At 58.1% G+C, this 25726-nt stretch carries 19 protein-coding genes; 16 read left to right on the top strand and 3 right to left on the bottom strand.

Translation table 11 applies throughout. The annotated features are described in order from the left end of the window. Positions 1 to 75 precede the first annotated feature (75 nt). A complete protein-coding gene (locus tag AWX27_RS17515) occupies positions 76 to 1650 on the top strand; it encodes an ABC transporter substrate-binding protein (RefSeq protein WP_060424079.1) in 1575 nt (524 codons plus the stop codon). Between the two features lie 230 nt (positions 1651 to 1880). Next, positions 1881 to 3491 carry a hypothetical protein gene (locus tag AWX27_RS17510; RefSeq protein WP_060424078.1) on the top strand — a complete coding sequence of 537 codons (1611 nt, stop codon included), beginning with the start codon at positions 1881 to 1883 and terminating at the stop codon, positions 3489 to 3491. On the opposite strand, the gene AWX27_RS17505 is transcribed toward AWX27_RS17510, so the two are convergent. Next, on the bottom strand, positions 3488 to 4156 hold the full coding sequence (locus tag AWX27_RS17505; RefSeq protein ID WP_060424076.1) for a prepilin peptidase: 669 nt from the start codon (positions 4154 to 4156) through the stop codon (positions 3488 to 3490). The genes AWX27_RS17510 and AWX27_RS17505 overlap by 4 nt on opposite strands. Positions 4157 to 4581: 425 nt before the next feature. Between AWX27_RS17505 and AWX27_RS17500 the strand changes: the two genes are divergently transcribed. Continuing rightward, positions 4582 to 6093, top strand: a complete 1512-nt coding sequence (locus AWX27_RS17500) for a YchO/YchP family invasin (RefSeq protein WP_060424074.1) — start codon at positions 4582 to 4584, stop codon at positions 6091 to 6093. Here AWX27_RS17500 and narL read toward each other — a convergent pair. Together narL and narX are read right to left on the bottom strand one after the other, a co-directional pair. Beyond that, positions 6090 to 6740 (bottom strand): two-component system response regulator NarL, encoded by a 651-nt coding sequence (narL, locus tag AWX27_RS17495; RefSeq protein WP_004934684.1) that lies wholly within the window; start codon positions 6738 to 6740, stop codon positions 6090 to 6092. The genes AWX27_RS17500 and narL overlap by 4 nt on opposite strands. A 10-nt stretch (positions 6741 to 6750) precedes the next feature. Then, positions 6751 to 8535 carry a nitrate/nitrite two-component system sensor histidine kinase NarX gene (narX, locus tag AWX27_RS17490; protein ID WP_047730492.1) on the bottom strand — a complete coding sequence of 595 codons (1785 nt, stop codon included), beginning with the start codon at positions 8533 to 8535 and terminating at the stop codon, positions 6751 to 6753. A 351-nt stretch (positions 8536 to 8886) separates the two neighbouring features. Between narX and AWX27_RS17485 the strand changes: the two genes are divergently transcribed. From AWX27_RS17485 to AWX27_RS17425, 13 genes are all read left to right on the top strand, one after another. Next, positions 8887 to 10281 carry a NarK family nitrate/nitrite MFS transporter gene (locus tag AWX27_RS17485; protein WP_060424071.1) on the top strand — a complete coding sequence of 465 codons (1395 nt, stop codon included), beginning with the start codon at positions 8887 to 8889 and terminating at the stop codon, positions 10279 to 10281. 773 nt (positions 10282 to 11054) lie between these two features. Continuing rightward, a complete protein-coding gene (locus tag AWX27_RS17480; protein WP_060424069.1) occupies positions 11055 to 11954 on the top strand; it encodes a transcriptional regulator in 900 nt (299 codons plus the stop codon). A gap of 181 nt (positions 11955 to 12135) precedes the next feature. Further along, positions 12136 to 13098: an NAD-dependent epimerase/dehydratase family protein gene (locus AWX27_RS17475; RefSeq protein ID WP_060424066.1), complete on the top strand. Its 963-nt coding sequence runs from the start codon at positions 12136 to 12138 to the stop codon at positions 13096 to 13098. Between the two features lie 174 nt (positions 13099 to 13272). Beyond that, positions 13273 to 14322, top strand: a complete 1050-nt coding sequence (gene wecA / locus AWX27_RS17470) for a UDP-N-acetylglucosamine--undecaprenyl-phosphate N-acetylglucosaminephosphotransferase (protein ID WP_060424063.1) — start codon at positions 13273 to 13275, stop codon at positions 14320 to 14322. 45 nt (positions 14323 to 14367) lie between these two features. Further along, positions 14368 to 15501, top strand: a complete 1134-nt coding sequence (locus AWX27_RS17465; RefSeq protein WP_060424060.1) for a polysaccharide export protein — start codon at positions 14368 to 14370, stop codon at positions 15499 to 15501. 27 nt (positions 15502 to 15528) lie between these two features. Then, the gene (locus AWX27_RS17460) at positions 15529 to 17709 is read left to right on the top strand and encodes a polysaccharide biosynthesis tyrosine autokinase (RefSeq protein WP_060424057.1); all 2181 of its coding nucleotides are present in this window, start codon (positions 15529 to 15531) and stop codon (positions 17707 to 17709) included. Positions 17710 to 17713: 4 nt separating this feature from the next. Further along, positions 17714 to 19012: a flippase gene (locus AWX27_RS17455; protein ID WP_038876976.1), complete on the top strand. Its 1299-nt coding sequence runs from the start codon at positions 17714 to 17716 to the stop codon at positions 19010 to 19012. Beyond that, positions 18993 to 19841 carry an ATP-grasp fold amidoligase family protein gene (locus tag AWX27_RS17450; RefSeq protein WP_060424055.1) on the top strand — a complete coding sequence of 283 codons (849 nt, stop codon included), beginning with the start codon at positions 18993 to 18995 and terminating at the stop codon, positions 19839 to 19841. Before AWX27_RS17455 ends, AWX27_RS17450 begins: the two co-directional genes overlap by 20 nt. Before the next feature lie 6 nt (positions 19842 to 19847). Further along, positions 19848 to 21002, top strand: coding sequence for a hypothetical protein (locus AWX27_RS17445; protein WP_060424053.1), 1155 nt, complete (start codon positions 19848 to 19850; stop codon positions 21000 to 21002). A 3-nt stretch (positions 21003 to 21005) separates the two neighbouring features. Then, a complete protein-coding gene (locus AWX27_RS17440; protein ID WP_038876980.1) occupies positions 21006 to 21911 on the top strand; it encodes a glycosyltransferase family 2 protein in 906 nt (301 codons plus the stop codon). Between the two features lies 1 nt (position 21912). Beyond that, the gene (locus AWX27_RS17435; RefSeq protein ID WP_060424051.1) at positions 21913 to 22968 is read left to right on the top strand and encodes a glycosyltransferase family 4 protein; all 1056 of its coding nucleotides are present in this window, start codon (positions 21913 to 21915) and stop codon (positions 22966 to 22968) included. A gap of 7 nt (positions 22969 to 22975) precedes the next feature. Then, a complete protein-coding gene (locus AWX27_RS17430; RefSeq protein ID WP_060424048.1) occupies positions 22976 to 23719 on the top strand; it encodes a glycosyltransferase family 2 protein in 744 nt (247 codons plus the stop codon). A gap of 11 nt (positions 23720 to 23730) precedes the next feature. Then, a complete protein-coding gene (locus AWX27_RS17425; protein WP_060424122.1) occupies positions 23731 to 25590 on the top strand; it encodes a carbohydrate binding domain-containing protein in 1860 nt (619 codons plus the stop codon). Positions 25591 to 25726: the final 136 nt, after the last annotated feature.

Genomic DNA, 25726 nt, shown 5'->3' with positions numbered 1-25726 from the left:
TCGTCGTTCTTCCGTTAATTCTTACCCCCTACACTCGACAAACAGCGCAACCGCGTGATTGTGGAGAGTGTATCGATGAAACGGTTAATCCCAACTTTATTGTATGGCGCGCTGGCGGCCGCTTTCGGTGCGCAGGCCGCCACCCCGCAGGATACCTTGGTGGTGGTCAGTTCTCTGGAGGGCATTATCAGCCTCGATCCGGCGGAGAGTTTTGAAACCGTCAGCTCGGCCAATCTGGTCAACCTTTATCAGCGCCTGGTGGCGCCGGATCGCGCCGCGCCGCAAAAGCTGGCGCCGGACGCCGCAGGCAGTTGGCAAGCGGGCGTCGATGGCCGCAGCCTGACCTTTACCCTGAAACCGCAGCAACGCTTCGCTTCCGGCAATCCGCTGCGGCCCGAAGACGTCATTTTCTCGCTGGTCCGCGCGGTGAAGCTGAACAAGGCGCCGTCGTTTATTCTCGGCGAGTTTGGCTGGACTCCGGATAACGTTGAGCAGCAGCTGAAAAAGGTGGGAGATAACCAGGTGCAGCTTCGTTGGCCCGCCAACATCGGCAGCGAGCTGGCGTTGCGGCTGCTGACGGCGAACGTGGCCTCGATCGTAGATGAGAAGCTGCTGAACGAGCACGCGCAGCAGGGTGACTACGGCAATGCCTGGTTGCGCAGCCATTCCGCCGGCGGCGGCCCGTATCGGGTAAACAACTATGTGCCGCACGAGGCGCTGCTGTTCGGCCGCAACGACTATGCGCCGTCGCCGGCCAGACTGAAAACGGTGTTGTTCAAGAACGTCAGCGACGCCGGCACCCGCCGTTTGTTGCTGCTGAAAGGGGATGCCGACGTGGCCTACGATCTGGGGGCCGATCAGTTCGACTCGCTGCGCAATGCGCCGGGCGTACGCATCGAGCAGGCCGATGCGCCCCGGGTCTATTACCTCGGTTTCAACACCGGCAGCAAAGACAACCCGGCGCTGGGCAATCCGGCACTGTGGCAGGCGGCGCGCTGGCTGGTGGATTATCAGAGCATCGCCGAGCAGCTGTTGAAAGGGCAATATCGGGTGCATCAGGCCTTCTTGCCGCAGGGATTGGACGGGGCGCTCGACGATCGGCCGTTTAGGCTCGACGTGAACAAAGCCAGACAGATCCTGCGCGAGGCCGGCATCGCCGAAGGGACGCGTATCAGTCTGATCGTCATCAACCAGCCGCCGTATACCGACATCGCGCAGGCGTTGCAGGCCAGCTTTGCGCAGGCCGGGCTGCGGCTGGATATCCAGCCGGTGGTGGAGAGCGATCTGTGGGGCAAGATGCGCGGCCGCGATTTTCAGGCAATCTTCACCTACTGGGGCGCCGACTACCTGGATCCGAACACCAACGCCAGCGCCTTTGCCTACAACGTGCCCGGTGGGCCGAAAACCCTGGCCTGGCGCACCCAGTGGGGCATTCCCGCCATCAGCGCGGAAACGCGTGCCGCGGCCGCGGAGGGCAACAGCGCCGCGCGCAGCGCACGTTACGTCACGTTGCAACGTGAACTGCAGGTCAGTTCACCTTATGTGGTGGCTCTGCAGGGGCAAACGCTGGTGGCATTGCGGGACAACGTTGAAGATGCCCGGGTGGATATCGCCAACAGCATGCTGTATCTGGACCGGGTGAGTAAGTAGCGACCGCGCCGCGCGCCTGGCCGGGCTTCTGGCGTGCCAAAGGCCGACAGTGTGTGAAATCGCCTGCTGTTGCAACCGCGGAGCGCGAGAGGTTGTATCAAGGTGAAATAAAATGAAATTTCATAACGAGCTCATGTGGCGGTGATAGATTGGCGCTGAAAGGCGGCGTTGTTTACGCCTTTCAGCGCGGTCGTTCGCAATGATGCGGACACATCACGTCAGGAGAGATTATGGACAATAACGGAAACGCTTCAGTGGAGCGCGCCGCAACCTGGCTCGCCACCGGCGAGGTTGTGACGCCGGAACAGCTTTATCAGGACAGCGACGGAAGCAACTGGGGGCCGGCGATCAACAAAGCGGCGGCGGCGGCGCTGCAAGCCGGCGGTACGTTATCCCTGGGCAAACGGGTGTATACGGTCGCCGGGCACGTACGCATTCAGACGACAACGGACATCTACGGCGGCATCGGTTTGCGGGTGGTCGGATTGGGGCGGGCGACCAAAATCGTCAAGACCGCAGACAGCAGCTATACCAATGAACAAGGCGAAACCAAGAAAGCGGTGATCGTGGTGAAAGGCTTCGCCAATCTGACGCTGCACGGCTTGACGTTGCGGGATGATACCGGCGCAGACGATACCCACGGCGTATGGTTCAGCGATCTCAATATGACGAAGTTTGATATCCGTGACATCTACACCAAGGTTGGCGGTTATTCGCTGTTTGTGTCGGGCGACATGTTCATTAACTGGCTGGTGAACGTGCAGATGGAAGCTAACGCCAATCGCCCGGGGGATGGGGTGCTGTGGATGAACAAATCCGGCACCACCAATTTTATCGACGGGCTCTACGCCGCTCGCGCCAAAGGCACCGCGTTCAGAATTTCAGGGTTTTACTCTACGGTCGGCTCGTTGGCCGCGGATGACTGCATCGGCGATATCTACAATTTCAAAGATTTTAACGGCACGATCAATTCATTGGGCTGCGAGAACCGCAATACGCAGCGCGCCGCCAGTGTCAGCGTGCTGTCCACCAACTTTGCCCAGGGCACGATAGGCAATATCAATATCCAGGACGCGCAGAACGTGGAGAGCGGGGGCGTGCTGTGCCGGTTCATCAACGAATCCCGTTGGGATATCGGTCAGTTGAATCTTTACAGCGGTTCGAAAACGCCTTTCCCGGTGGCGATCGCCGCCTGCAACAACAATACCGAGGTAACCTTCAGTAACGTCTATAACGGCGGCGTCCCGGTGGCCGGCAAAAGCACCGTCGACGTTACGTCGTTTTTAAGCGGGGTCGAAGCGATGTACAGTCTGGGTGAGCGGGCTATTGCCCCTTCCTCCACCAGCAATCATTTGCCGCGCAATATCTCGAAACAGCCATCGTGGACTTTGTTAGGCACCCTGACCGCGCCGGATCGGCAACCCACAACGCACATTACGCTTCAGCAGGGCGTAAGCACCAAGGTGCTGGCGTGCGATTTATATATCACGTTCGACCTGTCTTCGCAGGCGACCGCCTTTGTCGTCAATAGAGGCAGCTATAGCGCGAAAAGCGCCTTTATGTTGCGGCGCACCGGGCCGTTGAGCTGCGAAATATATTATCGCGTCGAGAAGGATTTCGGCTTTGGCAGTTATCAGGTGCAGACTACGCGCGGCAGTTACTGGCGGCCGGACGGCGTTTCGTTGAGCGCGCCCCCCTCCGATGCGTTGGAAATCCGTAGCGACGAGATGTTATCCACGACGAGGCTCACGGCGGTCCAGCCACTGGCCAATCCGACAACGGCCAGCACGGCAGAAGTGGCCGGATTACTCAATCGGCTGATCGAGGCGCTGAAGACCTAACCGAACAACGTCAGCGCGCTTTGGTCGGCGCCCATCAAGAGCTGCAGCCAGCCGGCCGCCGCCAAGGCGATACCGAAAGGTTGCGGCGTTCGCCAGCCGCGGCGCGGGTGCCGGCCGCGCGCCGCCGCCAGGCCTAACCCGAACGCCGCCGCCAGGCAGACCAACAGCGGCAACGTCGTCCAACCGAGCCAGGCGCCCAGCGCCGCCAACAGTTTGAAATCGCCCTGGCCGATGCCGTTACGCCGCCGCACCTGCCGATAAAGCGCGTTGAGCAGCCACAGCGCCCCGTAGCCGGCTGCCGCACCGATAACCGCATCATCCAGCGGTGCCCAGCGGGCGTCAAGGTTGCACAGCAGCCCGCCCCACAGCAGCGGCTGGGTTAGCCGGTCCGGCAGCCATCGGTGGCGCCCGTCGAGCCAGGCCAGGGCGATCAGCAGCGCCGCAGCCGGTGGCAACCACAGCCGGTGCGCTGCCGAAAGGTCGAAAGGCAGCGTCGCCAACGCCAATCCCAGGGCCGTCAACAGCAGGCTGCGGCGGCGCAATCTCGGTAGGTTGGCGCGTACGGCTACCGTTCGCTCCAGCCGGGTGATAAGTGAGAAGGCGAGCAGGCCGGCCGACAGCAGCGCGGTGAAAAACAGCACGTGCCACAGTGAGGAAAGAAACATCAGGGTTCCGTCAGTCGTGAAAAAGATGTTTAAAATAACGGCAAAATGCGTATTTCACCGGGGTGAAATGCGGCGGCCTGCGGGATATGCGCGGTTGCGCGCAGCACGGCCTTACGTATTGCATGGCAAAACAAGCCGCTACGTGTCGGCTCGCAGCGTTACTGCACGTTTTATCGGCAAAATCGGCGCTAAAAGAGTGTGAATTCACCTGCTCTCGGAGGGGGGCAAGTCAAGGGTGTGATGTGACGGCGTCACTCTGGCCGATTGGGGTTTATCCTATTGTTTCTGTTCGCCAAGCCGTTAGGCTTTAAGGGAGAGGCGTCCCCGCCAGGCCGGGACGTAAGGTTTTTCAGATCTGTCGCGGGAAAGGCGATAGCCAAGCAGTGGGTTGGCGCGATCCAGGAGGGAGAGAAGCCAACGGTGTCATGACAGACGTGATTCAGACAGGATTTATCAAGACCCAAAAACGATTTTGGCGCCGTCGCCAGGCGGCCTGGCTGGCTGGGCCGCTGATGTGGCTGGCCGGCATGGTGCCCGTGTGCGCCGAATCCCCACCGGCGCCGGACGCCGTTATTTCTTCCGAACAGCAAGCCGCGGATCCGGCCGAGAACTTGCCGGATCTGGGCGGTGCGCCCGACGACGCCGCGCGTGAAAAACAGTGGGCCGAGATGGCCAAACAGCTCGGCGAGAAAGATCTGAACAACGTTTCACGTCAGCAGATGCGCAGCCGCGCCGAGGATTATTTGCTGGGCCAGGCGGCCGACACGCTGCAGCAACAGGCGCAGGAACTGTTGTCGCCACTGGGCACCGCGCGGCTATCGTTGAAAATGACCGGGGAGGGGGACTTTACCGGCAGCAACGGGCAGTTATTCAGCCCGCTGTACGACGTCGACGGATTGCTGACCTACAGCCAGATCGGCTGGCTGCAGCAAAGCGCTGGGGCGCTGGGCAATTTTGCGCTGGGGCAGCGCTGGATCGTCGGCGACTGGCTGCTGGGCTACAATACGGCGCTAGACAGCGATTTCGCCCGGCAGCGCAATCGTGGCAGCGTCGGTGCGGAAGCCTGGGGAGACTACCTGCGTTTCTCCACCAACTATTACTACCCGCTGTCGGCGCTGTCGCAGCAGCCCGGCGATGGGGTGTTTTTCAGCCGCCCGGCACGCGGTTACGACATCACGACGCAAGGCTACCTGCCGTTTTACCGCCAGATCGGCGGTTCGCTCAGCTATGAGCAGTACCTGGGCGACAATGTCGATCTGTTCGGCAGCGGCAAAAAGCAAAGCGATCCGCGCGCCATGCAGCTGGGGCTCAATTACACCCCGGTACCGCTGGTGACGATGAAGGCGTTGCACAAGATTGGCGCGGGCGGGCAGAGCCAGGAGCAGGTTGAATTGGCGTTGAGCTATCGGCTCGGGGTGCCGCTGGTGAAGCAGATTTCGCCGGAGTATGTGGCGCAGGCCAAGTCGCTGCGCGGCAGCCGTTACGATCCTATCGAACGCAAGAACGTGCCGGTGCTGGAGTTCCGCCAGCGCAAGACGCTGCAGGTGTTCCTGGCCACGCCGCCGTGGAGCCTGCAGGCGGGAGAAACCGTGCCGCTGGTGCTGGAAATCAAGGCGTTGAACGGGATTTCTCATGTCAGTTGGCAGGGGGATACGCAGGCACTGAGCCTGACGCCGCCGCACAACGCCAACGATCCGCAGGGCTGGACGGCGATCGTGCCGCCGTGGGACGACGCGCCGGACGCCGTCAACAGCTACCGGCTGGCGGTCACGCTGGAGGACGATAAACAGCAGCGCGTGACCTCGAACTGGATAGCGCTGAAAGTGGCGCCGCCGCTGACCGCGACCTCTGGGGAAGACGCGGGCCTGCCGCCGATCAAAACCCTGACGCCGCCGCCCATTCCGGCGCAAACCGGGCCGCTGTACGGCGGCGATTAACCGTTTTTACCCTGCAGCACCCACACGGCCGCCTCGACGCGGGATTTTAGCTTCATCTTCTTCAGCAGGTGTTTGACGTGTACCTTGACGGTGCTTTCGGTGATGGTCAGGCGGCGGGCGATCAGCTTGTTCGGCAGCCCCTGAGCGATCAGCTTCAGGATATCTCGCTCGCGCGGCGTCAATTGCTGAATATCGCGATCGGCGCTGGGGCGGTTTTCCCGCAGGCTGGCGGCGAGGATCGGCGTCAGCGTCTCGCTGAGCACCATCTGCCCGGCCGCGGCCTGATGCAGCGCCTTCAGCAAATCCTCCGGCTCCATGTCTTTCAACAAGTAACCGTCGGCGCCGCGCTTGAGCGCGCTGACGACGTCGTCTTCATGGTTGGACACGCTGAACACCACGACGCGCCCTGACAGGTCGGTTTGGCGCAGGCGATCCAGCGTTTCCAGCCCGTTGATGCCGGGCATGTTCAGATCGAGCAGGATCAGATCCGGATCGTGCTGTTCCGCCAGCGCGACCCCTTGCTCACCGTTGCTGGCTTCGGCGATGACCTGCAGGCGAGCGTCCATGCCAATCAGCTGTTTTACGCCGTTGCGCAGCATCGGGTGGTCGTCGATCAGTAAGATTGTGGCGGCGGTTTCTGTCGTCATGGTGTCTCCGTTAGTCGATGGCGTGGTTATCCGGCGTGAAGCTGACTCGCACCTCGGTGCCGCCGCCGCTGCGCGGTAAAATGTCGCAGCGGCCGTGCAGGCTCTTGGCGCGATCGCGCATGATGATCAAGCCGTAATGGTCGGGGCGAGACGTCTCGGCCGGCAGGCCGCGTCCGTTGTCGCATACGCTCAGGGTCACTTCGCCCCGTTTATTGATGACCTGAATGCTCACCTGGCTGGCGGCGGCATGCTTAAGGATATTGCTGAGCGCCTCGCGGGCGATCTGCAGCAGGTGAATGGCCTGGTAGGCGGGCACCGTGCGCGGCCCCAGTTGGTAATCGAGATGGATGGTCAGGCCCAGTTTGGGATTGAACTCCGCGACCGTCGATTGCAACGCCGCCAGCAGGCCCGGCTCGGTCAGCTGCAGGCGGAAGGTGGTCAGCAGCTCGCGCAGCTGGCGATAGGCGCCGTTCAGCTCTTCGCGCATCTGCTGCACCAGCGCCTGACTGGCGGACGAGAGCGTTTCGCCCTGCATCTGCAGGCAGGCGATCTGCATTTTCAGGCAGGAGAGCGATTGGGCGATAGAGTCGTGCAGCTCGCGGGCGATCGCCGCCCGTTCTTCCATCAGCATCAGCTGCTGCTGGTGGTCGACCTGACGCTCGATGGCCAGCACGCTGGTCAACTGCTCCACCAGGGTGTTGATCAACTGGCGGTGCTCATCGTTCAGCGGCTGTTGCGGCGCATGTTGCGCCACGATCACGCCGTAGTCGCCGAGCTTGTCGCTCAGGCTCCAGCTCAGCGACGGGTTGTCGGGATGCTGGCGGTCGCTGTCGTTCAGGCAGGCGCTGCACACCGGATTATGGCAATGCTCCGGCCGCAGCGGCTGGTTGCCGCTCAGCTGCAGCAGCGGCTCCCGGCTGTCGTTTTCATACAGCCGTACCTGAATGGCGCGCAGCGGCGTCAGGGTTTGCAGTTGATTGAGCAGCGGCGTCAGGCGACTGCACAGCGGTTCGCTGGCGTGCAGCAGGCGGCTGGCGCGATAGAGGAAGCTCAGCACCTGATTTTTCTGCTGCAGGTCGGCGGTCTTCTCGGCCACGCGCTGCTCCAGCCCGCTGTAGGTGGCCGACAGCTCGTCGGACATGGTGTTCAGCGCGCCGCCGAGCGACGCCATTTCATCCTGGTGGCCGCGCTGCGCGAAGCGGCGGCTAAAGTCGCCGCGGCCCACCGCCAACGCCATCTCCACCAGCTGTCGCCACGGATGCAGCAACCGGCGGCGCAGGTAGCAGGTGGTGCCGATCAGCAGCAGCAGGGTCAGCGCGATGAAGCCGGCCTGCACCAGCGTCACCATCAGCAGGCGGCGCTCGGTTTGCCTGTCGATATCCGAGACCAGCTTATCCAGCAGCTGCACGAAGTGCGCCACCTGCGGCGCGGCATCGGCCGGGCGCTGCGCGCTGCGCAGGCGAGGTTGCAGGGTCTGCTGCCAATAGTCGCGCAGGGCGTCGAAAGGTTGCGTCAGCCCTTCCTGTTCCACCGAACGCTGCAGGTCGGGGCTGTTTTCGTCGCGCTCCAGTTCGCGGATCAACGTTTCATGCCGCTCATCGAGCGGCACCTGCGCCAGCAGCCGGTAGCTTTGCATACGCAGCGATCCGGCCTTGTTGATGGCGTGCGCATTGCCCTGAATGCTCTGCGACATCCAGGCGGAAATCCCCATGCCGGCCACGCCCAGAATGCCCGACAGCAACATCAGCAGGGCGACCTGATTCACGATCGAAAGCGGGGCCAACAGGCGTTTCATAAGCGCGGATTCCTGGCGTTTGGCGCCGCTGAGGCTCAGGGGCGAAGGCGGCGACGGGGGTAAACAAGTAACGATTCAGCCGTATTTTTGATTATCCCTGAGCATAACCCCATACCTCGAATGAAGTACCCATTAGTTTCCGGCGGGGGGGCAGGACGATGAAAGCGATGCAGGTTTTATTTTCAATGCATTGATTTTAATTGATTTAATTTTTAATTGTGGCGTACCCCTAAGGGGATGAGGGCGCTATTTGCGGCGCCAACTACTTGCATTCGGGTTGATATACATCAACTTTGCCGCCGGGGCTGCCCCCTAGGGTGTGCGGAATGATCCCCCGTGTCTGAGGTTTTTATGTCGCAACTTGCAACGCCTTCATCAAAGAAAACCGGTGCGCTGATTCAGGACTGGCGTCCTGAAGACAGCGCCTTTTGGCAGCAGCGTGGCCATCGTATCGCCACCCGCAACCTGTGGATTTCCATTCCCTGTCTGCTGCTGGCCTTCTGCGTCTGGATGCTGTTCAGCGCCGTCGCGGTCAACCTGAACAAGGTGGGCTTCAATTTCACCACCGACCAGCTGTTCCTCCTGACGGCGCTGCCGTCGGTTTCGGGCGCCATTTTACGCGTGCCGTATTCATTCGTGATCCCGCTGTTTGGCGGCCGCCGCTGGACCGCCATCAGCACCTGTTTCCTGCTGGTGCCGTGCCTGTGGTTGGGATTCGCGGTACAGGACAGCAGCACGCCGTACAGCGTGTTCGTCATCATTTCCCTGCTGTGCGGCTTCGCCGGCGCCAACTTTGCCTCCAGCATGGCCAACATCAGCTTCTTCTTCCCGAAAGCGCGTCAGGGCGGTGCGTTGGGGCTTAACGGCGGGTTGGGAAATCTGGGCGTCAGCGTTATGCAGCTGGTCGCGCCGCTGGCGATCTCTTTCAGCCTGTTCGGCCTGTTTGGCGGCACGGCGCAAAATCAGGCCGAGGGAGGCCAGCTGTGGCTGGAAAACGCCGCCTGGATCTGGGTGCCGTTCCTGCTGGTGGCCACGCTGGCGGCCTGGTTCGGCATGAACGATCTGGCGGCGGCCAAGGCATCGTTACGTCAGCAACTGCCGGTGCTCAAGCGCGGGCATTTGTGGATGCTGAGTTTGCTGTACCTCGCGACCTTCGGATCTTTCATCGGTTTCTCCGCCGGCTTCGCCATGCTGTCGAAGACGCAGTTCCCGGACGTGGTGATCCTGCATTACGCGTTCTTCGGGCCGTTCCTTGGGGCGCTGGCGCGACCGGTTGGCGGTGCGCTGTCTGACCGCTTCGGCGGCGTGCGGGTGACGTTGATCAACTTTGTGGTTATGGCCGTTTTCGCCGCGCTGTTGTTCCTGACCTTGCCGAGTGCGGGGGAGGGCGGTTCGTTCATCGCCTTCTACGGCATCTTTATGGTGCTGTTCCTCACCGCGGGGCTGGGCAGCGGCTCGACTTTCCAAATGATTGCCGTCATTTTCCGTAAAATCACTGTCGATCGCGTCAAAGCGGCCGGCGGCAGCGATGAAAGCGCGCAGCGTGAAGCGGTGACGGATTCTGCCGCCGCATTGGGCTTTATCTCGGCGATTGGCGCGGCCGGCGGTTTCTTCATTCCCCAGGCGTTCGGCACTTCGCTGGCGATGACCGGTTCGCCGGCGGGGGCGATGAAAGTGTTCCTGGTGTTTTATATCCTGTGCGTGGTGATCACCTGGGCGGTGTATGGCCGCAAGAAAAAGGCCTGAGTATCAAACGGCTTTCTCTATCCCTTCCCGACAGGGGAGGGATATTTCGTTCATTCCGAGTCATCTCTTCTCTCTTCCTCAGTGAAATTTTCTGTCTTTAGGTAAAATTCTCATCCCCGATTACCGTTTTTTTCTTTTTTTATAGCACTATCTCTCAATGTCAGAATGCTTTCGCGTAAACGGATTATATTATTTGCACGGTTTTTTCTTTTTATTGAGAGTATTCCTGCATTAAATCATTAATGCCTTTCCCGCAGGTTAAATGAAATTTCCGGGAGGGTGAGGCATAATTAGTGCGATTGTTATAAGATCATCTATAGGGTTTTGTCTTAGATGCTGCGCCCATCCACTGGAATGAACCCTGGGGTTAAATCAGACAACTCTCATTCTGTTTTTTCCGGCTTTTTGTAGTCTATCTGGCAATCAGATTAGGTGGAAAAACAGGATGAATTCACGTGGCGGAATGAAATTTCACAATTTTATTCGATTAACAATCAAACAACACTGCTGGCTTTTTCTTTTAAAATCAATGAGGTGCTAGTTTGAATTTTACGGTAATCATGAAAGAAATCCATGTTGCCAACAGGGAAAAAGAGTCGTTTGGATAAACATAACATCCTTAATCAGGCCTAATGTAAAAAATGAAATCAGAAAATTTTTATAAAAGCCAATATCCAATGGATGCAACCTGTTGAGTTTACATTTAATTTCTTGAACATTTTTTGATATTTCTATACAAAGTGTGCAGGACAGGCACGCTAAGGAAATTAAAAGTGAATCTTGATAAAAGAATAAAGATTAGGAATCTCGATGTTCTGACTCCTGCCGGGGAGAAATTCCGTCTGCGTTGGAAGGAGTATCAAATTCTTTCGCTGCTTGTCGCCAGATCACCAGAACTGGTTACCCGAACGGAAATTATAGAAAATATCTGGAAAGGAACGTATTGTTCAGATTCAACGATAAATCAAACAATTAAATCTATTCGTCAGAAAATTAGCGACGCGGAACATACGCTTATCAGAACCATTCCTCGTTTGGGTTACAAGGTGGAAAATCAAGCCGTTTTTCACTTTATATCCGAAGATGAGGACTACGCTGACGACGATATATTAAATGACGGCAATGATATTGGCGCTGATATTCAAGCGGAACTTTCCGAAAATGAAAGTGAATCGCCTGAAATCAACGAAGAGAAAATAGATAAGCCGCGTAAATCGCCCCTTGTTGCTGCGCCTGTCGCAACGATGGAATCAGCCAAAGCACCGGTGCAGGAAAAGAAGCCGGCGGCAGTGCGTCGCTTTTTCAGCATGCCTGCCAGCCGCGTAGTGAAATACCTGACGGTATTCGCTTCGTTGCTGGTTATTTCACATTTTTCATATGTGCTCGGTAACCAAACTCGCCCGCCGGTGATCAATGATATTCAGAACAACACGCGCGTTGTGTTGACGCTGACGCTGAATAATCCCCATACCAACAGCCCGCAAACCCTGTTCTGCCTGTACCAGGGCGAGAGCATGGATCAGGCGACCATCGAATGCGTCGACCCTAAGCAAGGGCAGCTTAAATTGCCGGTAAAATATGAGACTTCTTCTACGCCGGGTAAAGGTCGGATTAATCTCATATTGCCGAATAAAACCTTGCAATATCAAGTTGCTTACGATGTTAAAAATTAACGCTGAATGAGGTTTTATCTTTAGCGATAATTTTACATTTGATGAAATCTTTTATTTCATTATTTGTTATTTGAAAGCCAGGTTCGATTTGTCCAGTCTGGAACTCATTACCTAACGCATATTAGCGCCCTGTTTCCATTGCGGTGACAGGAATAATGAGAAACCTGCTGAGTGACAAATTATGGATAAGCGTAAAGTAGCTATTATCGGGGGTTCCGGTTTTATCGGAACACGCCTGGCGAAACGTCTCAGTGAGCGCGACGACCTGACGTTGGTCATCGTTGACAAGCAACCCAGCGCACATTTTCCGGCGCTCTATCAGTATGGCGATGTGACGCAGCCCCAGACCTTGCAAGAACCGCTGGCGGGCTGTGATGCCATCATTAATCTGGCGGCGGAACATCAGGACAATGTCGATCCTATTTCGCTCTATTATCAGGTCAATGTCGAAGGCGCACGCCATGTCTGCATGACCGCCTCCGCATTGAATATTCGCCAAATCATTTTCACCTCCTCGGTTGCCGTTTACGGGTTCGTTGAACAGGAAACCGATGAAGGGGGGCGTTTCGAGCCCTTCAATCATTACGGCAAATCCAAGCTCGAAGCGGAATATGTTTATGAAGCCTGGCGCAAGGCGGATAGCGCAAACAAATTGACCATCATCCGCCCGACGGTGGTTTTCGGGGAAGGCAACCGCGGCAACGTGTATAACCTGTTCCGCCAGATCGCCAGCGGCCGATTCGTGATGATTGGCAGCGGTAATAATATGAAGTCGATGGCCTACGTTGAAAATATTGCCGCGCGGCTGGAACATGCGCTGGATCAACAGTCAACGTATCAGGTCAGCAACTACGTCGATAAACCGGACTTTACGATGAATCAGTTGGTCGACGTTATTTCCTCTTCGCTGGGCAGAGAAAATAAGACGATTCGCATTCCCTATGCCGTAGGCATATGCGGCGCAACCGCCTTGGATGTTGTCAGTAAAATAAGTCGCAAAAAATTCCCAATCAGCCGCGTAAGAGTGCAGAAATTCTGCGCCAGAACGCAATTTAAAAGTAGTGTGCGGAATAATTTCGTGGCGCCGGTAGAACTTGATTCGGCAATCGAAAGAACCATTAAGCATGAGTTTTCTGAGAGATAACTTAACCGCACGCTGGCGTTATTTACCTATTTCCGCCGACAAGCGGATAAATCTGCATTTTTCAGGATTAATTCATGCTGACTTATATCCTGGCAGGATCAATTTTGTTTTTGTTAATAGCGCATTGGGAGCTGTAACTCAAGGGCGGTAGCGTGCTTATTCGCTGGAGGAACGATGTTATATCAACTGAGCGTGATATTTGTGCTGGCGGTCGCCTGGGTGCTTATTGCCCGCCGGGCCGCTTTGGTGGTGGGGTTGGTGGATAAGCCCAATGCGCGCAAGCAACATCTGGGGCATATTCCGCTGGTCGGCGGCATCGCCGTGTACCTGACGCTGACGCTGATGACGCTGTGGCAACCCGCCTGGCTGCCCGACAGCGCCGTCTATCTGTTGTGTGTCACGGCGCTGGTGGTGTTGGGCGTACTGGATGACCGCTTTGATCTGCCCGTGGCGCCGCGCGTCATGGTGCAGGGAGGGATCGCGCTGGCGATGATGCTGGCGGCAGGGATGCAGCTTTCCTCGCTGGGCTATGTCTGGGGCCATCAGGAAGTGATGCTCGGTTATGGCGCGCTGCTGCTTACGCCGCTGGCGGTCTGGGGGGCGATCAACGCCTACAACATGGTCGATGGCATCGATGGGCAGCTGGGCGCCTTGTCCTGCGTCACCTTCGTGGCGTTGGCCATCCTGTTCGGATTGGGCGGCCGGGAAGACCTGGCGCTGTGGTGTCTGGGTCTGATCGTCGCGCTGGCGGCTTATCTGCTGTTTAACCTGAGCCTGTTCGGTGCGCGCAACAAGATCTTTATGGGAGACGCCGGCAGCATGGTGATCGGCTTCAGCGTGCTGTGGCTGGTGTTGCTGGCGACGCAGGGGCCGCAGTCGGTGATGCGCCCGGTCACCGCGCTGTGGTTGATCGCCATTCCCCTGATGGACATGGTGACCGTGATGGTGCGCCGCCTGTTGCGCCGCCAAAGCCCCTTCAAAGCGGGCCGCGATCACTTACACCATATTTTGATGCGCCGCGGGCTCAATGCACGCCAGGCGCTGGCAATGAGCACCATGCTGGCGGTGACGCTGGCCTGCGTCGGCATTTGCAGCGAAGTGTTGAAGCTGCAGGAAAGCCTGATGCTGGTGGCGTTTCTGCTCTGTTTCTGCGGTTATTTCGCCATGCTGCGTGAACCGCGCCAGGCAACGGTACTCCGCGATAACCCCAGCGTTGGCCGATAATCCTCTCACGGGCTGCGGCAGCAGCCCGTCTATCACGGTACCTCCATGAATCTTCATTTGGCCCTTTTGATGCCGTTGGTCTGCACCTCCGCGCTGTTGAGCGGTTGTACGGTGGTCCCCGGCTCGCATTTACCGACCAGTGGAAAAGCCATCGTCGTGCAGCAGGACGACGATTTCGATTTGAATAACCAGGTACAGGTCTATCGCATGTCGCCGATGCTGCTGCAGAAAATGCGGCGCGTAGAACCGGTCGCCCGGCCGAACCCGGCGCTGGATCAGCGGTTGCAGAGTTATCAATACCGTATCGGCGTCGGCGACGTGTTGAACGTCACGGTTTGGGATCACCCCGAGTTGACCACGCCGGCCGGGCAGTACCGCAGCGCCAGCGACACCGGCAACTGGGTGCATGCGGATGGCACGATCTTTTATCCCTATATCGGGCGCGTGGCGGTGGTGGGCAAGACCGTCACCGAAGTGCGCAGCCTGATTGCCGGCCGTCTGGCGCAGTATGTGGAAAGCCCGCAGGTGGACGTCAGCATCGCCGCTTTCCGCTCGCAGAAGGCTTACGTGACCGGCGAAGTGAAAACCTCCGGCCAACAGGCGATCACCAACGTGCCGTTGACCATCCTGGACGCGATCAACGCCGCCGGCGGCCTGACGGACAACGCCGACTGGCGCAACGTGGTGCTGACCCATCAGGGCAAGGAGCGGGCTATCTCGCTGCAGGCGCTGATGCAGCGCGGCGACATCAGCCAGAACGCGCTGCTGCAGCCGGGCGACATCCTCTACATCCCGCGCAATGACGAACTGAAAGTGTTCGTGATGGGCGAGGTGGGTAAGCAAGCGACGCTGAAGATGGATCGCAGCGGCATGACCCTGACTGAAGCCCTCGGATCTTCCGAAGGGATCAGCCAGACGGTGGCGGATGCGACCGGGGTATTCGTGATCCGGCCGAGCGGCGGTAAAACGCCGCAGCGGCTGGCGACGCTGTATCAGTTCGATCTCTCCGATGCCAGCGCGCTGGCGATGGGCGCTGAATTTCAGCTGGAACCTTACGACGTCGTGTACGTCACTGCGGCGCCGGTCGCGCGCTGGAACCGTTTGATCAGCCAGCTGGTGCCGACCATCAGCAGCTTTAACGATCTCAGCGAGGCTACCTTGCGCGTGCGCAACTGGTAACTCCGCAGGGTGAATAAGGAACAGAAGATGAAAAACAATGCGCTGTCCGTGATGGTGGCCGAACAAGATGAAAAGCTGGAGTGGGAGCGCCTGATCGGTCCGCTGTGGGATAACCGTTGGCGGATCGCCGCCGTGACCGGTTTGGCCGGCGTGCTGGGTGTTGCCTACGCCCTGCTGGCCACCCCGGTATACCAGGCCACGGCGGTGGTGCAGGTGGAGAAGCAGCTGTCCGGCGATTCGCTGTTGCGTGAAACGCTGGACAGCTCGATGGGGCAAAGTTCGGCGACGGAGGATGAGGTGACGCTGGTCAAGTCACGCTACGTGCTGGGCAAAACGGTGGACGCCCTCGGCCTGACGGTGCGCGTCAGCCCGGACTATTTCCCGGTGTTCGGCAAAGGCTTTGCCCGGCTGAGCGGCGAAAAGCCGCCGGTCCTGGACATTGCCACGCTGACGACGCCGGAGGACATGCTGGACGAAACGCTGACGCTGACGGTGCGCGACGGACAGCATTACGAATTGAGCCATGACGGCGACAAACTGTTCAGCGGTGTGGTCGGGCAGCCGGTGGCGCAGGGCGGTTGGAACATGACCGTCTCGGCGCTGGACGCGGCGCCGGGCGCCAGCTTTACCGTGGTCAAAGTCGCGCGTCAAAAAGCGGTGGACGATCTGCGTAAATACCTGGACGTGGTGCCGGGTGGCAAGGACAGCGGCATCATGACCTTTACGCTGCCGAGCGAAGATCCGCAGAATGCCGAGGCGATGCTGAAGAACATCACCGACAACTATCTGCAGCAGAACGTGGATCGCAAAACGGAAGAGACGCAGCGTATGCTGGCGTTCCTGCAAGAGCAGCTGCCGCAAACGCAAACCTCATTGAACAACGCCGAAACTCAGCTCAATCAATTCCGCCAGCAAAACGACTCGGTGGATCTGTCGCTGGAAGCCAAATCGGTGCTGGATACTCAGGTGCAGCTCGAGGCTCAGCTCAACGAGCTGACCTTCAAGGAAGCGGAGATCTCCAAGCTCTATACCCGTGTACACCCGGCTTACCGGGCGCTGCTGGAAAAGCGCGCCACGCTGGAGGCGGAAAAGGCTCGGCTGGGTAAACAGGTGCAGACGCTGCCGAAAATGCAGCAGGAGATCCTGCGCCTCACCCGCGACGTGCAGGTGGATCAGCAGGTTTACATGCAGCTGATGAACAAGCAGCAGGAGCTGAGCATCAGCAAGGCCGGCACGGTGGGCAACGTTCGCATCATCGACGAGGCGGAAACCGCTATCCGGCCGATCAAGCCGCAAAAGGCGTTGATCGTGCTGTTGGCGCTGCTGCTGGGCGCGGCGGGCGCCGCCTCGGTCGTGCTGTTGCGCGCGGCTTTCCATCGCGGAATCAATGACATCGATACCCTGGAGAGACGGGGCATCAACGTCTACGCCACCGTGCCGCTGTCGCCGTGGCAGGTGAAGCGCAACCGCGAACAGCGTCATTTGCTGCCTAAATCCGGCGGCCGGCGCTTGCCGATCCTGGCGGTGGCCGAACCGACGGATCTGTCGGTGGAAGCGATCCGCAGCCTGCGCACCAGCCTGCATTTCGCCATGATGGAGGCCAAGAACAACATTCTGATGGTCTCCGGTGCCAGCCCGGAAAGCGGCAAGAGCTTTACCAGTACCAACCTGGCGGTGGTGGTGGCGCAGGCCGGGCAGCGGGTGCTGTTGATCGACGCCGATATGCGCAAAGGCTTCCTGCACCGCTGGCTGGCGGATGACGGGCATCAGGGCCTGTCCGATCTGCTGGTGGGCAACGTGATGGCGGAACAGGCGGTGCGGAAAACCGCCATCGCCAATCTGGACTTCGTGCCGCGCGGCCAGGTGCCGCCGAACCCGTCCGAACTGCTGATGCACCGCCGTTTCGCCGATTTTCTGCGCTGGGCCGGGCAAAACTACGATCTGGTGCTGATCGATACGCCGCCGATTCTGGCGGTGACGGATGCGGCGATCGTCGGCAATCACGCCGGCACCTCGCTGCTGGTGGTGCGTTTTGAGGTCAACACCGTCAAGCAGATCGAAACCAGCATGCGCCGTTTCGAACAGAATGGGGTGGGGATCAAGGGCGTGATCCTCAACGGCATGGTGAAGAAGGCGGCAACCGACATGAGCTACTACAACTTCGCCTACCCAAGCCATCGGGAAGATAGCCCGCAGGCAGGGGAATAAGCGGGTGAAGGCCATTATCACCAATGCCCTGTGGCTGATGCTCGAACGCGTTTCGCTCAGCCTGTCCGGCATCTTCGTCTCCATTTACGTTGCGCGCTATCTGGGGCCCGCGCAGTTTGGCGCGCTCAACTATCTGTTGGCGACGATTGCCATCGTGGTGCCACTGGTACAGTTGGGCGCCGACAGCATCATTTTCAACCGCGTCGCCCGCCGACAACCGAGCGGCATTCGCCTGATGCTGGCGTCAATACGCCTGCGCCGTTGGCTGTTCCTGGCGGTGACGCTGCCGATACTGACATGGAGCTATTTCAGCCAATCGCCCGCCAGCCAACTGATGACGCTGTTGCTGCTTGTCAGCGCCTATTTCTCGATTCAGGACGTGTACAAGATTTATTACGATGCCCGCCTGCAGTCGAAACGCAATACGCTGATCAACAACCTGGCGCTGCTGCTGTCGATCGGGCTGCGGCTGGCGCTGGTGAGCGCCGCGCTGCCGCTGGTGTGGTTCGCGGTGCCCTACATCCTCAGCAGCGCCGTACCTTACCTGGCGCGCCTCTGGTTATTCCGTGGCGAAGCTGCGGCCTCGCCGCGGGTTACGCCGCGCCAGGCCGGGCGCTATGGCCGTTATTTGCTCAAGGTGGGCCTGCCGCTGGCCATCTCCAGCCTGTCGATAGTGATCTATACCCGCATCGATCAAATCATGCTGGGCAATCTGGTCGGCGAGCAGGCGGTAGGCTGGTTCAGTGCCGCCACCACCCTCAGCCAAGGCTGGGTGTTCGTGCCGATGGCGCTGATCACCTCGTTGATGCCGGGCATTGCCAGCTGTCGCGATCCGTTGGAGCAGGAATACCGTATCCGGGTGCTTTATCTGGTGGTCTTGGGGCTGTCGTTGCCGGTGTTGCTGGGCCTGTGGTGGTTCGCTCACCCGGCCATTGCGCTGCTGTACGGTGCCGCTTTCCAACCGGCCGCCAGCATCCTGGCCATTTGTACGCTGACCTCGCTGTTCTCGGTCATGGGGACGGTTTCGTACCGCAGCATCGTGCTGTTCGCCGGCTATCGCTTTATCGCCATCAAGATGCCGTTGGTGGCCGTGGCGAACGTGGTGATGAATCTGCTGCTGATCCCGCGCTACGGCCTGATCGGTGCGGCGGTGTCTACGCTGCTGGCGGAGTTCATTTCGTTCTTCGTGCTGAACAGTTTATTCCGTGGCGGAAAAATTACCCGACTGCAGCTGACCTGTTTTTACTGCTTGCCGCGTCTTGTCAGCAAATTAAGGAGAGAACATGTTAAACATCCTGGTTAAAAACATTTCCAAGCGCCTGCCCGATGCCTGGCACCATCAGGTTAAATACGCGCTCTATTTCAAGAAGCTGCCGCACCTGTCAAAACCGACCGGCTTCAGCGAAAAGATCATGCGTCGCAAAATTTATCCGCGCAGCATCTACACCACCTTGTCGGACAAGTTCAAGGTACGTGAATTTATCGCCGGTCTGTGGGGCGAGGAGTATCTGGTGGAGCTGTATGCGCATGGCACTGAGCTCAGCTACGACATGTTCAGGCAATTGCCCAACGCCTTCGTGCTGAAGGCCAACCACGGCAGCGGTTATAACCGGTTGGTGTTCGACAAGCAGCAGGTGAGCTACGCGGAGTTGTACGATCTCAGCAACGCGTGGATGCGCAGCAACTTTTACGAGCAGAGTCGCGAAAAGCATTATCTGGATATCGAACCCTGCATCATGGTGGAGCGCCTGTTGCTGGATGGCGAGCAGGTGCCGAACGATATCAAGTTTCATTGTTTTAACGACAATCATGAAATTCGCATGTTCATCCAGGTGGACTATCAGCGTTTCGCCACTCATCGGCGCGATATTTTCGATATCGACTGGAACCGCACCGAAATCCGTATCAGCTTGCCGAATGCCGACGAACCGATGCCGCGCCCTACGCGGCTGGACGAAATGACGCGTTTGGCTCGCCAGACAGCGCAGCAGTTCTCTTATGTCCGCGTGGATTTCTACCAGGTCGGCGAGAAGGTGTATTTCGGTGAGTTGACGTTTACGCCTGGCGCGGGGTTAAGCAAGCTGATGCCGAAAAACATTGAGCAGGAATGGGGCAGTTATTTTACTGAGTAAACACTTATGCAAAGAGTCGCCTCCAATTTTCAAATGCATGCCAACGCCGGTTATAATCAGTCGCGGGATTTAGTCAATCAATCCATCGTATTGACCTTTCTGCTGCTGTTTTTCGTGAAAACCTTCCTGACCTCGGGATCGTTCAACAGCGAGCTGATTAATAAAACCGTGATGGGGCTTAATGGCCTGATGTTGCTCTATGTCGGTTATGCATTTTTTATCGCTACGCTGGCGGAAAAAGCGGTTGCGGGTTTTTTGGCTCTGTTGTTTCTGGTTAATATTGCCACCGGGCATGGGGATTATCTGTTTGGCGCGGTATTCAGCACGGCGGTGATCATTTTATTTCGCCGCATAGACATGGGACGTGGCGCTGAAATGTTTGCCATCGCCTTTGTGGTGGCAGGGTTGCTGATGGTCATTCCCTATAGCTTTTACACCAATGGGTTTGTTTATCTTGATGAACGTTACGGCAACAGATTAACGCTGGGTTTCGATAACCCGAATACCCTGGCGTATTATTCTTTTGCCTTGTTCGCCACGCTGCTGTGCCTGATCGACCATGCGAAACTAATGCGTGGAATGAAAAATATCGCGTCGTTGGCGGTGTCGGCGTTAATTCTCCCGGTGCTGATGTATTCCTATTCTCGCACCTGTTTTATGCTGGCGTTGTTGATGTTATTGCTGTTTTGGCTGGCGCCGCTGCTGCGTGTCGCCCCCAATAGAAAAGTCTGCATCGTGCTGACGTTGGTTATTGTCGGCTTTCAATTCGCCAGCGTTATGCTCTGGGGCAGCAATCCGGCATTGGACGTCCTCTTGAACCAGGCGTTGACCGGGCGAGTCTGGTTCTCCTGGCAGATGTTTCAGTCGGTGGGGCTACCCAATCCGCTGTTCGGCATGAATATAGAACCTTATAAACCCGTCGATTTCTTCTTCATTGCCATGTTTTATTCGGCCGGTGGCCTCGCCTCTGTCGTCATGCTTTTCTGTTATTTTCACCTGTTGGGTAACATGCGCAAGCTGAGTCGGTTCATGCGCTGGGTGGTGGTGGTTTTCCTGTTAACAACGTTGACGGAAACCTATTTTTTGGTCCCGGTATTTAACGTGTCGTTATTGTTGCTTTGCCGTGGAAAAGAAATGATAAATTCTAAATTAGAGGGTTAAGAAATGGATTTCTCGATCGTGATCCCTATTTACAATAGTGCACGCTATCTGCCTAAAACTCTGAAGCGGGTTTTCAACGCTTGCCAGGGCTTCGACTATCAGGTGATTTTGGTTGATGATTGCTCTGACGAGGATGATATTAAATATATTCGCCAGATAGCAGCAACCAATAGCAATGTGATGCTGCACGAGAAAAAAAAGAAGAGCAATGCGGCGGTATCGCGTAACTTAGGCATCAAGTTGGCGCAATCGGAGATCGTGTTTTTTCTCGATTCCGATGATTACTTCACAACCAACTATATTATCCGCCGCATGAATAAACATGAAGATCGCCATATTGATATTATCTTCGGTAACTATGCGGAGGTGAGCGGCGATTCGGTACGTGACTTCAACTTCCACTACAAATCCGGTTCTTCCGGCGAAGATTTTCTTTTTCTGGAAATGGGCGATATTCGTTCATCCACCATCAGCATACGTAAAAAAAGCGATCGCCGCTTTTTATTTCCCGAGTTCCTCAATAAGCATCAGGATTGGGGTTTTTTGGTCAATGCCACCAATTTGGGCGCGCATGTGGCGCACGACGCCGGCGGAGGGGTGTTTCTCGACGTAGGGCGCTACGGGCGCATGACGGCGAAGCTTAATCTGGAGGCCAGCGATCGCTTTATCAATACCTTCCTCAGCCCCAGCGATCGCCATATCAGCGGATTCGCCTGCAAGCACCTGCTGGCCTCGCTGTATTCGGAGAACGCCCAGGCGTTCAATTATTACTCGTCGCGCATCGTGCGGCGCAGCCTGAGCGGCAAGTTCAAGATGATCAAATGGTATGGCGATTGTCTGGCGCGGTTGGGGTTGTTCTCGGTGGGCGGCCGGCTGCTGCGCAATGTGCGCCAGGGATTCAGGAGATGATATGCAACCACGCAAGGTAATCATCGTTATCGAAAATATAGCGGGCAAGGGCGGAACTGAACGGGTCGCCAGCGGTTTGGCCAATGCGCTGGCGCGTCTGCCGGGCTACGAGGTGGCGCTGTTTTCGCTGTTTGGCGAGCGGAGCTTCTTTCCGCTGGCGAACGACGTCCGGCTGCGCTGCGGCGGCGGCGATTCGCTGTTCTGGCCATGGCGGCTGGCGATGGCCCTGCGGCGTGAACGCGCGGACGTGATCATTACCGTTTCCATGGGGAAACTGTCGGTGGTGATGACGCCTTTTCTGCGTTTGTTCTGTGCCCGCAGCCGGCTGCTGTTGAGTGAACACGTCAGCTTTCACCAGTACCCGCGCGTATTTAAGTGGTTGAAGTTGCTGGTTTACCGGCTGTGTGACCGCGTGATTTTCCTGACGCGGCAAGATAGCGACGCCATCGCTCGCTGGGTGGGGGCCGGAAAATGCCGGGTGATCGAGAACGTTTCACCGTTCGGCACGCAGGCGCCGACACCGACGCTGCAGAAAAAAGTGGCGCTGGCGGTGGGGCGATTGAGCAATCAGAAAGGCTTCGATCGTCTGATCGCGTTGTGGCGAGGAGTGGCGGCGCAGGCGCCGGATTGGCGGCTGCTGATTATTGGCGACGGTCCGGAGCGCGACGCATTGCGGCGGCAGATTGAAGACGCCGGGTTGGAGCGGCAGGTGAACCTGCTGCCGGCCACCGCCGACGTGGCGGCCTATTATCGCCAAGCCAGCCTGTATCTGATGACTTCTCGCTATGAAGGGTTGCCGATGGTGCTGATCGAAGCCATGAGTTTCGGCCTGCCGCTGGTGGCCTACGACTGCAAGACCGGCCCGGCCGAGTTGATAGACGATGGCGTCAACGGCTATCTGGTGCCCGATGACGACGCCGCCGCCTTCAGCGAAGGGGTGATCAAACTGATGCTCGATCCAGGTTTGCGCGAGCACTTTTCTCTCGCCGCGTTAGAGAAGTCCCGTCGTTTTTCTCCCGAACGTATTTATCCCGAGTGGCAACAGCTCACCGAGTGAGGACAGAATGGAAAAAATATCCGTGATAATGCCGGCCTACAATGCGGCGCACTCTATTAAAGAGTCGATTCTAGGCGTGCTGAATCAGCGATTTACCGATTATCACCTGTATGTGATCGATGATGCGTCCACCGACGATACTGCCGAGGTGGTGCGGCCGTTTATCCACGATCGCCTCACCTACATACGCAATGAGCATAACCAGGGCGTGGCGGAAACGCGCAACATCGGCATTGAGGCGGCGAAGGGCGACTATATCGCCTTCTGCGACAGCGATGACGTATGGCTCCCCAACAAGCTGTCGCGCCAGGCGAGCATTTTGCAAACTCGCCGCTACGACGTGGTGTGCTCCCATTATTACACCTTCGAAGACGACCTGAAGTTGATCAAAAACACCCGGGGTGCGGATGAGCTTATTGGCTATCAGGACATGTTGAAAAGCAACTGGATCGGCAATCTCACCGGCATCTACAACCAGAAGCGCATCGGTAAGGTGTATCAGCAAAAAGTGGGCCATGAGGACTATTTGATGTGGCTGGCGGTGCTGCAGAAGGCGCGTAACGGCCTGGCCTACTGCATTCCCGAACCGCTGGCCTGTTACCGATTGTCTACCCATTCGCTGTCGGGCAACAAAATCCGCGCCGCGGACTGGCAATGGCGGATTTACCGTCAGCATTTGGGGCTGTCTTACCAGAAATCCTGCTATCTGTTCGCCACTTATCTGTTCAACGCCGTGGTGAAAAGGAAATGACCATGAAGGGGATGTATCAGATGGCGGCTCTGGGCTGTTGCGCCTGGTGGAGCGCTTCGGCTCTGGCGCAAAGCTGCCAACCCAATCTGTTGGCCAACCCCGGCTTTGAGCAGGGGCTTAGCGGCTGGCGTGCGCAGGGCGCACAGGCCGACGGCGATGCGCACAGCGGCCGTGGCAGTCTGCGTTATGACAATGCAGATGCCGCGCAGTACCGCACCTTCAGTCAGATGCTGCGGGTTGCGCCCGGGCAGACGATCGATTTCGGCGTCTGGCTCAAGACCCATGGCGTACGCGGGCAAAGCCGCGACGGCGGCGCCGGGGTTTATCTGCAGAGCTTCGATGCGCAGGGGCGCTTTCTGGAAGGCAGCTATCCGGCAGGGGTGACCGGCGACAGCGGCTGGCGGCAGGTGAGCGCCAGCTATACCGTGCCGCCGCAGGCGGCGCGAGTCACTTTTGGCGTCTATCTGCGCAAGGGGAGCACCGGTACCGCCTGGTTTGACGACGCCTATGCGTGTGCTCGAGCGTCTACGCCGGCGTTGTATCAGCTCGGCGCGTCGGCGCAGGGGAAGGTCGACACGCTGTTGGTCACTCCGCAGCCGCAGCGTTTGCAAGTCGACAGCGAATTGCTCAATGCCGAGGGGCAGGTTGTTCACCGTAGCCGCGACCGTTATCAGGTTGAAGGGCAGCGCCGGATCGAATACCCACTGCCGGCCGGCCTGGCCCAGGGGGAATATCGCCTGCGTCAGCAGGTCACCGGGCAGCAATCCCAGCCGGCACAGGGCAGCGAGCTGTCTTTTCGCGTCGGGCAGCCTGCGGCCAAAGTGGCGATCGACAGCGAAGGCTTTACCGTGCGCGATGGTCAACGGCTTTTCCCGTTGGGTATTTACGCCAACGTGGCTACCGATGAGCATTTGGCGCGCATCGCATCGGCGGGATTCAACACGGTGCTGAATTATGATTATGGGGAGAAGAAAGATCCTTACGCCTTTTTCCGCAACGCACGCCAGCGCGGGCTGCTGGTGATTTACTCCGTCAAAGATCAGTACCGCGGCAGCCGCTTCGCGCCGCCCGCGCGCGGTGGCGATTACGCGGCGCTGACGGCCTGGTACGTGCAGCGCTTGCGCTCTCAGCCCAACCTGCTCGCCTGGTACATCAACGATGAGCTGGGGCCGGAATATCTCGATAAGATCGAGGAAAAAAACCTGCAAATAAAGCAGCTTGACGGCGATCATCCCACCTTCCAGGTGTTGAACAAAACCGGGGAGTTGGACGCTCACTTCAACAGCAGCGACATTTTGGCGACCGACCCTTACCCGGTGGGGAACGATAGCGATCTGACGCGCACCACGCGTTATACCGAACTCACGGTGCAGGCCGCCCGCCAGGCGCGTGGGGCCTGGGTGGTGATGCAAATCATGGATCACGCCGCTTATGACGCCCGCCGTAAGCCACATCCGCCGTCAGAGGCGGAAATCCGCAACCAGGCCTGGCAGGCGTTGATCGGCGGCGCCAAGGGGCTGTTGTTTTATTCCTATACCGATCTGTTTTACAAGCGCAAAACCGGCCGCTTCGACCAACGGGAGTTTGACGCCACCTGGCGCGGTGTGGCTGCTGTGTCGCAGCAAATCGCCGCTTTCACCCCTTATCTGCTGACGGGAAAATCGACGCCGCTGGCGGGAAGCGATCCGCAAATGCCGGCGCGGATGTTTATTCTGGGCGATCGCGCCTTGCTGCTGGTAGCCAATCCTTACTATCGAGAGGGAAGCACCCGGTTGCGCCTTCCGGCGGGCTGGCGGCAGCAGGAAGGGGGGGCGGAGATCGCGCTGGCGCTGCCCGCCGTGGGCACCGCGACGCTGTGGCTCCAGCGCTGAATGCGTCGAGTGAACGTCACGCGGGAGGTCTCTCCCGCGTCCTACCCCCAAATACCCCGCCTTGCCTCCCTTCCGCCAGCCTTTGTCATGACAGCCTCTTTTATTCATTTAAATTCAATCGATTAACATCATATCC

Origin of the sequence: Serratia sp. 2880STDY5682894 (assembly GCF_001537385.1) — a bacterium.
GTDB lineage: Bacteria > Pseudomonadota > Gammaproteobacteria > Enterobacterales > Enterobacteriaceae > Serratia > Serratia nevei.
The sequence above is the reverse complement of the archived record's forward strand: the minus strand, read 5'-3'. Positions and strand labels throughout refer to the sequence as shown.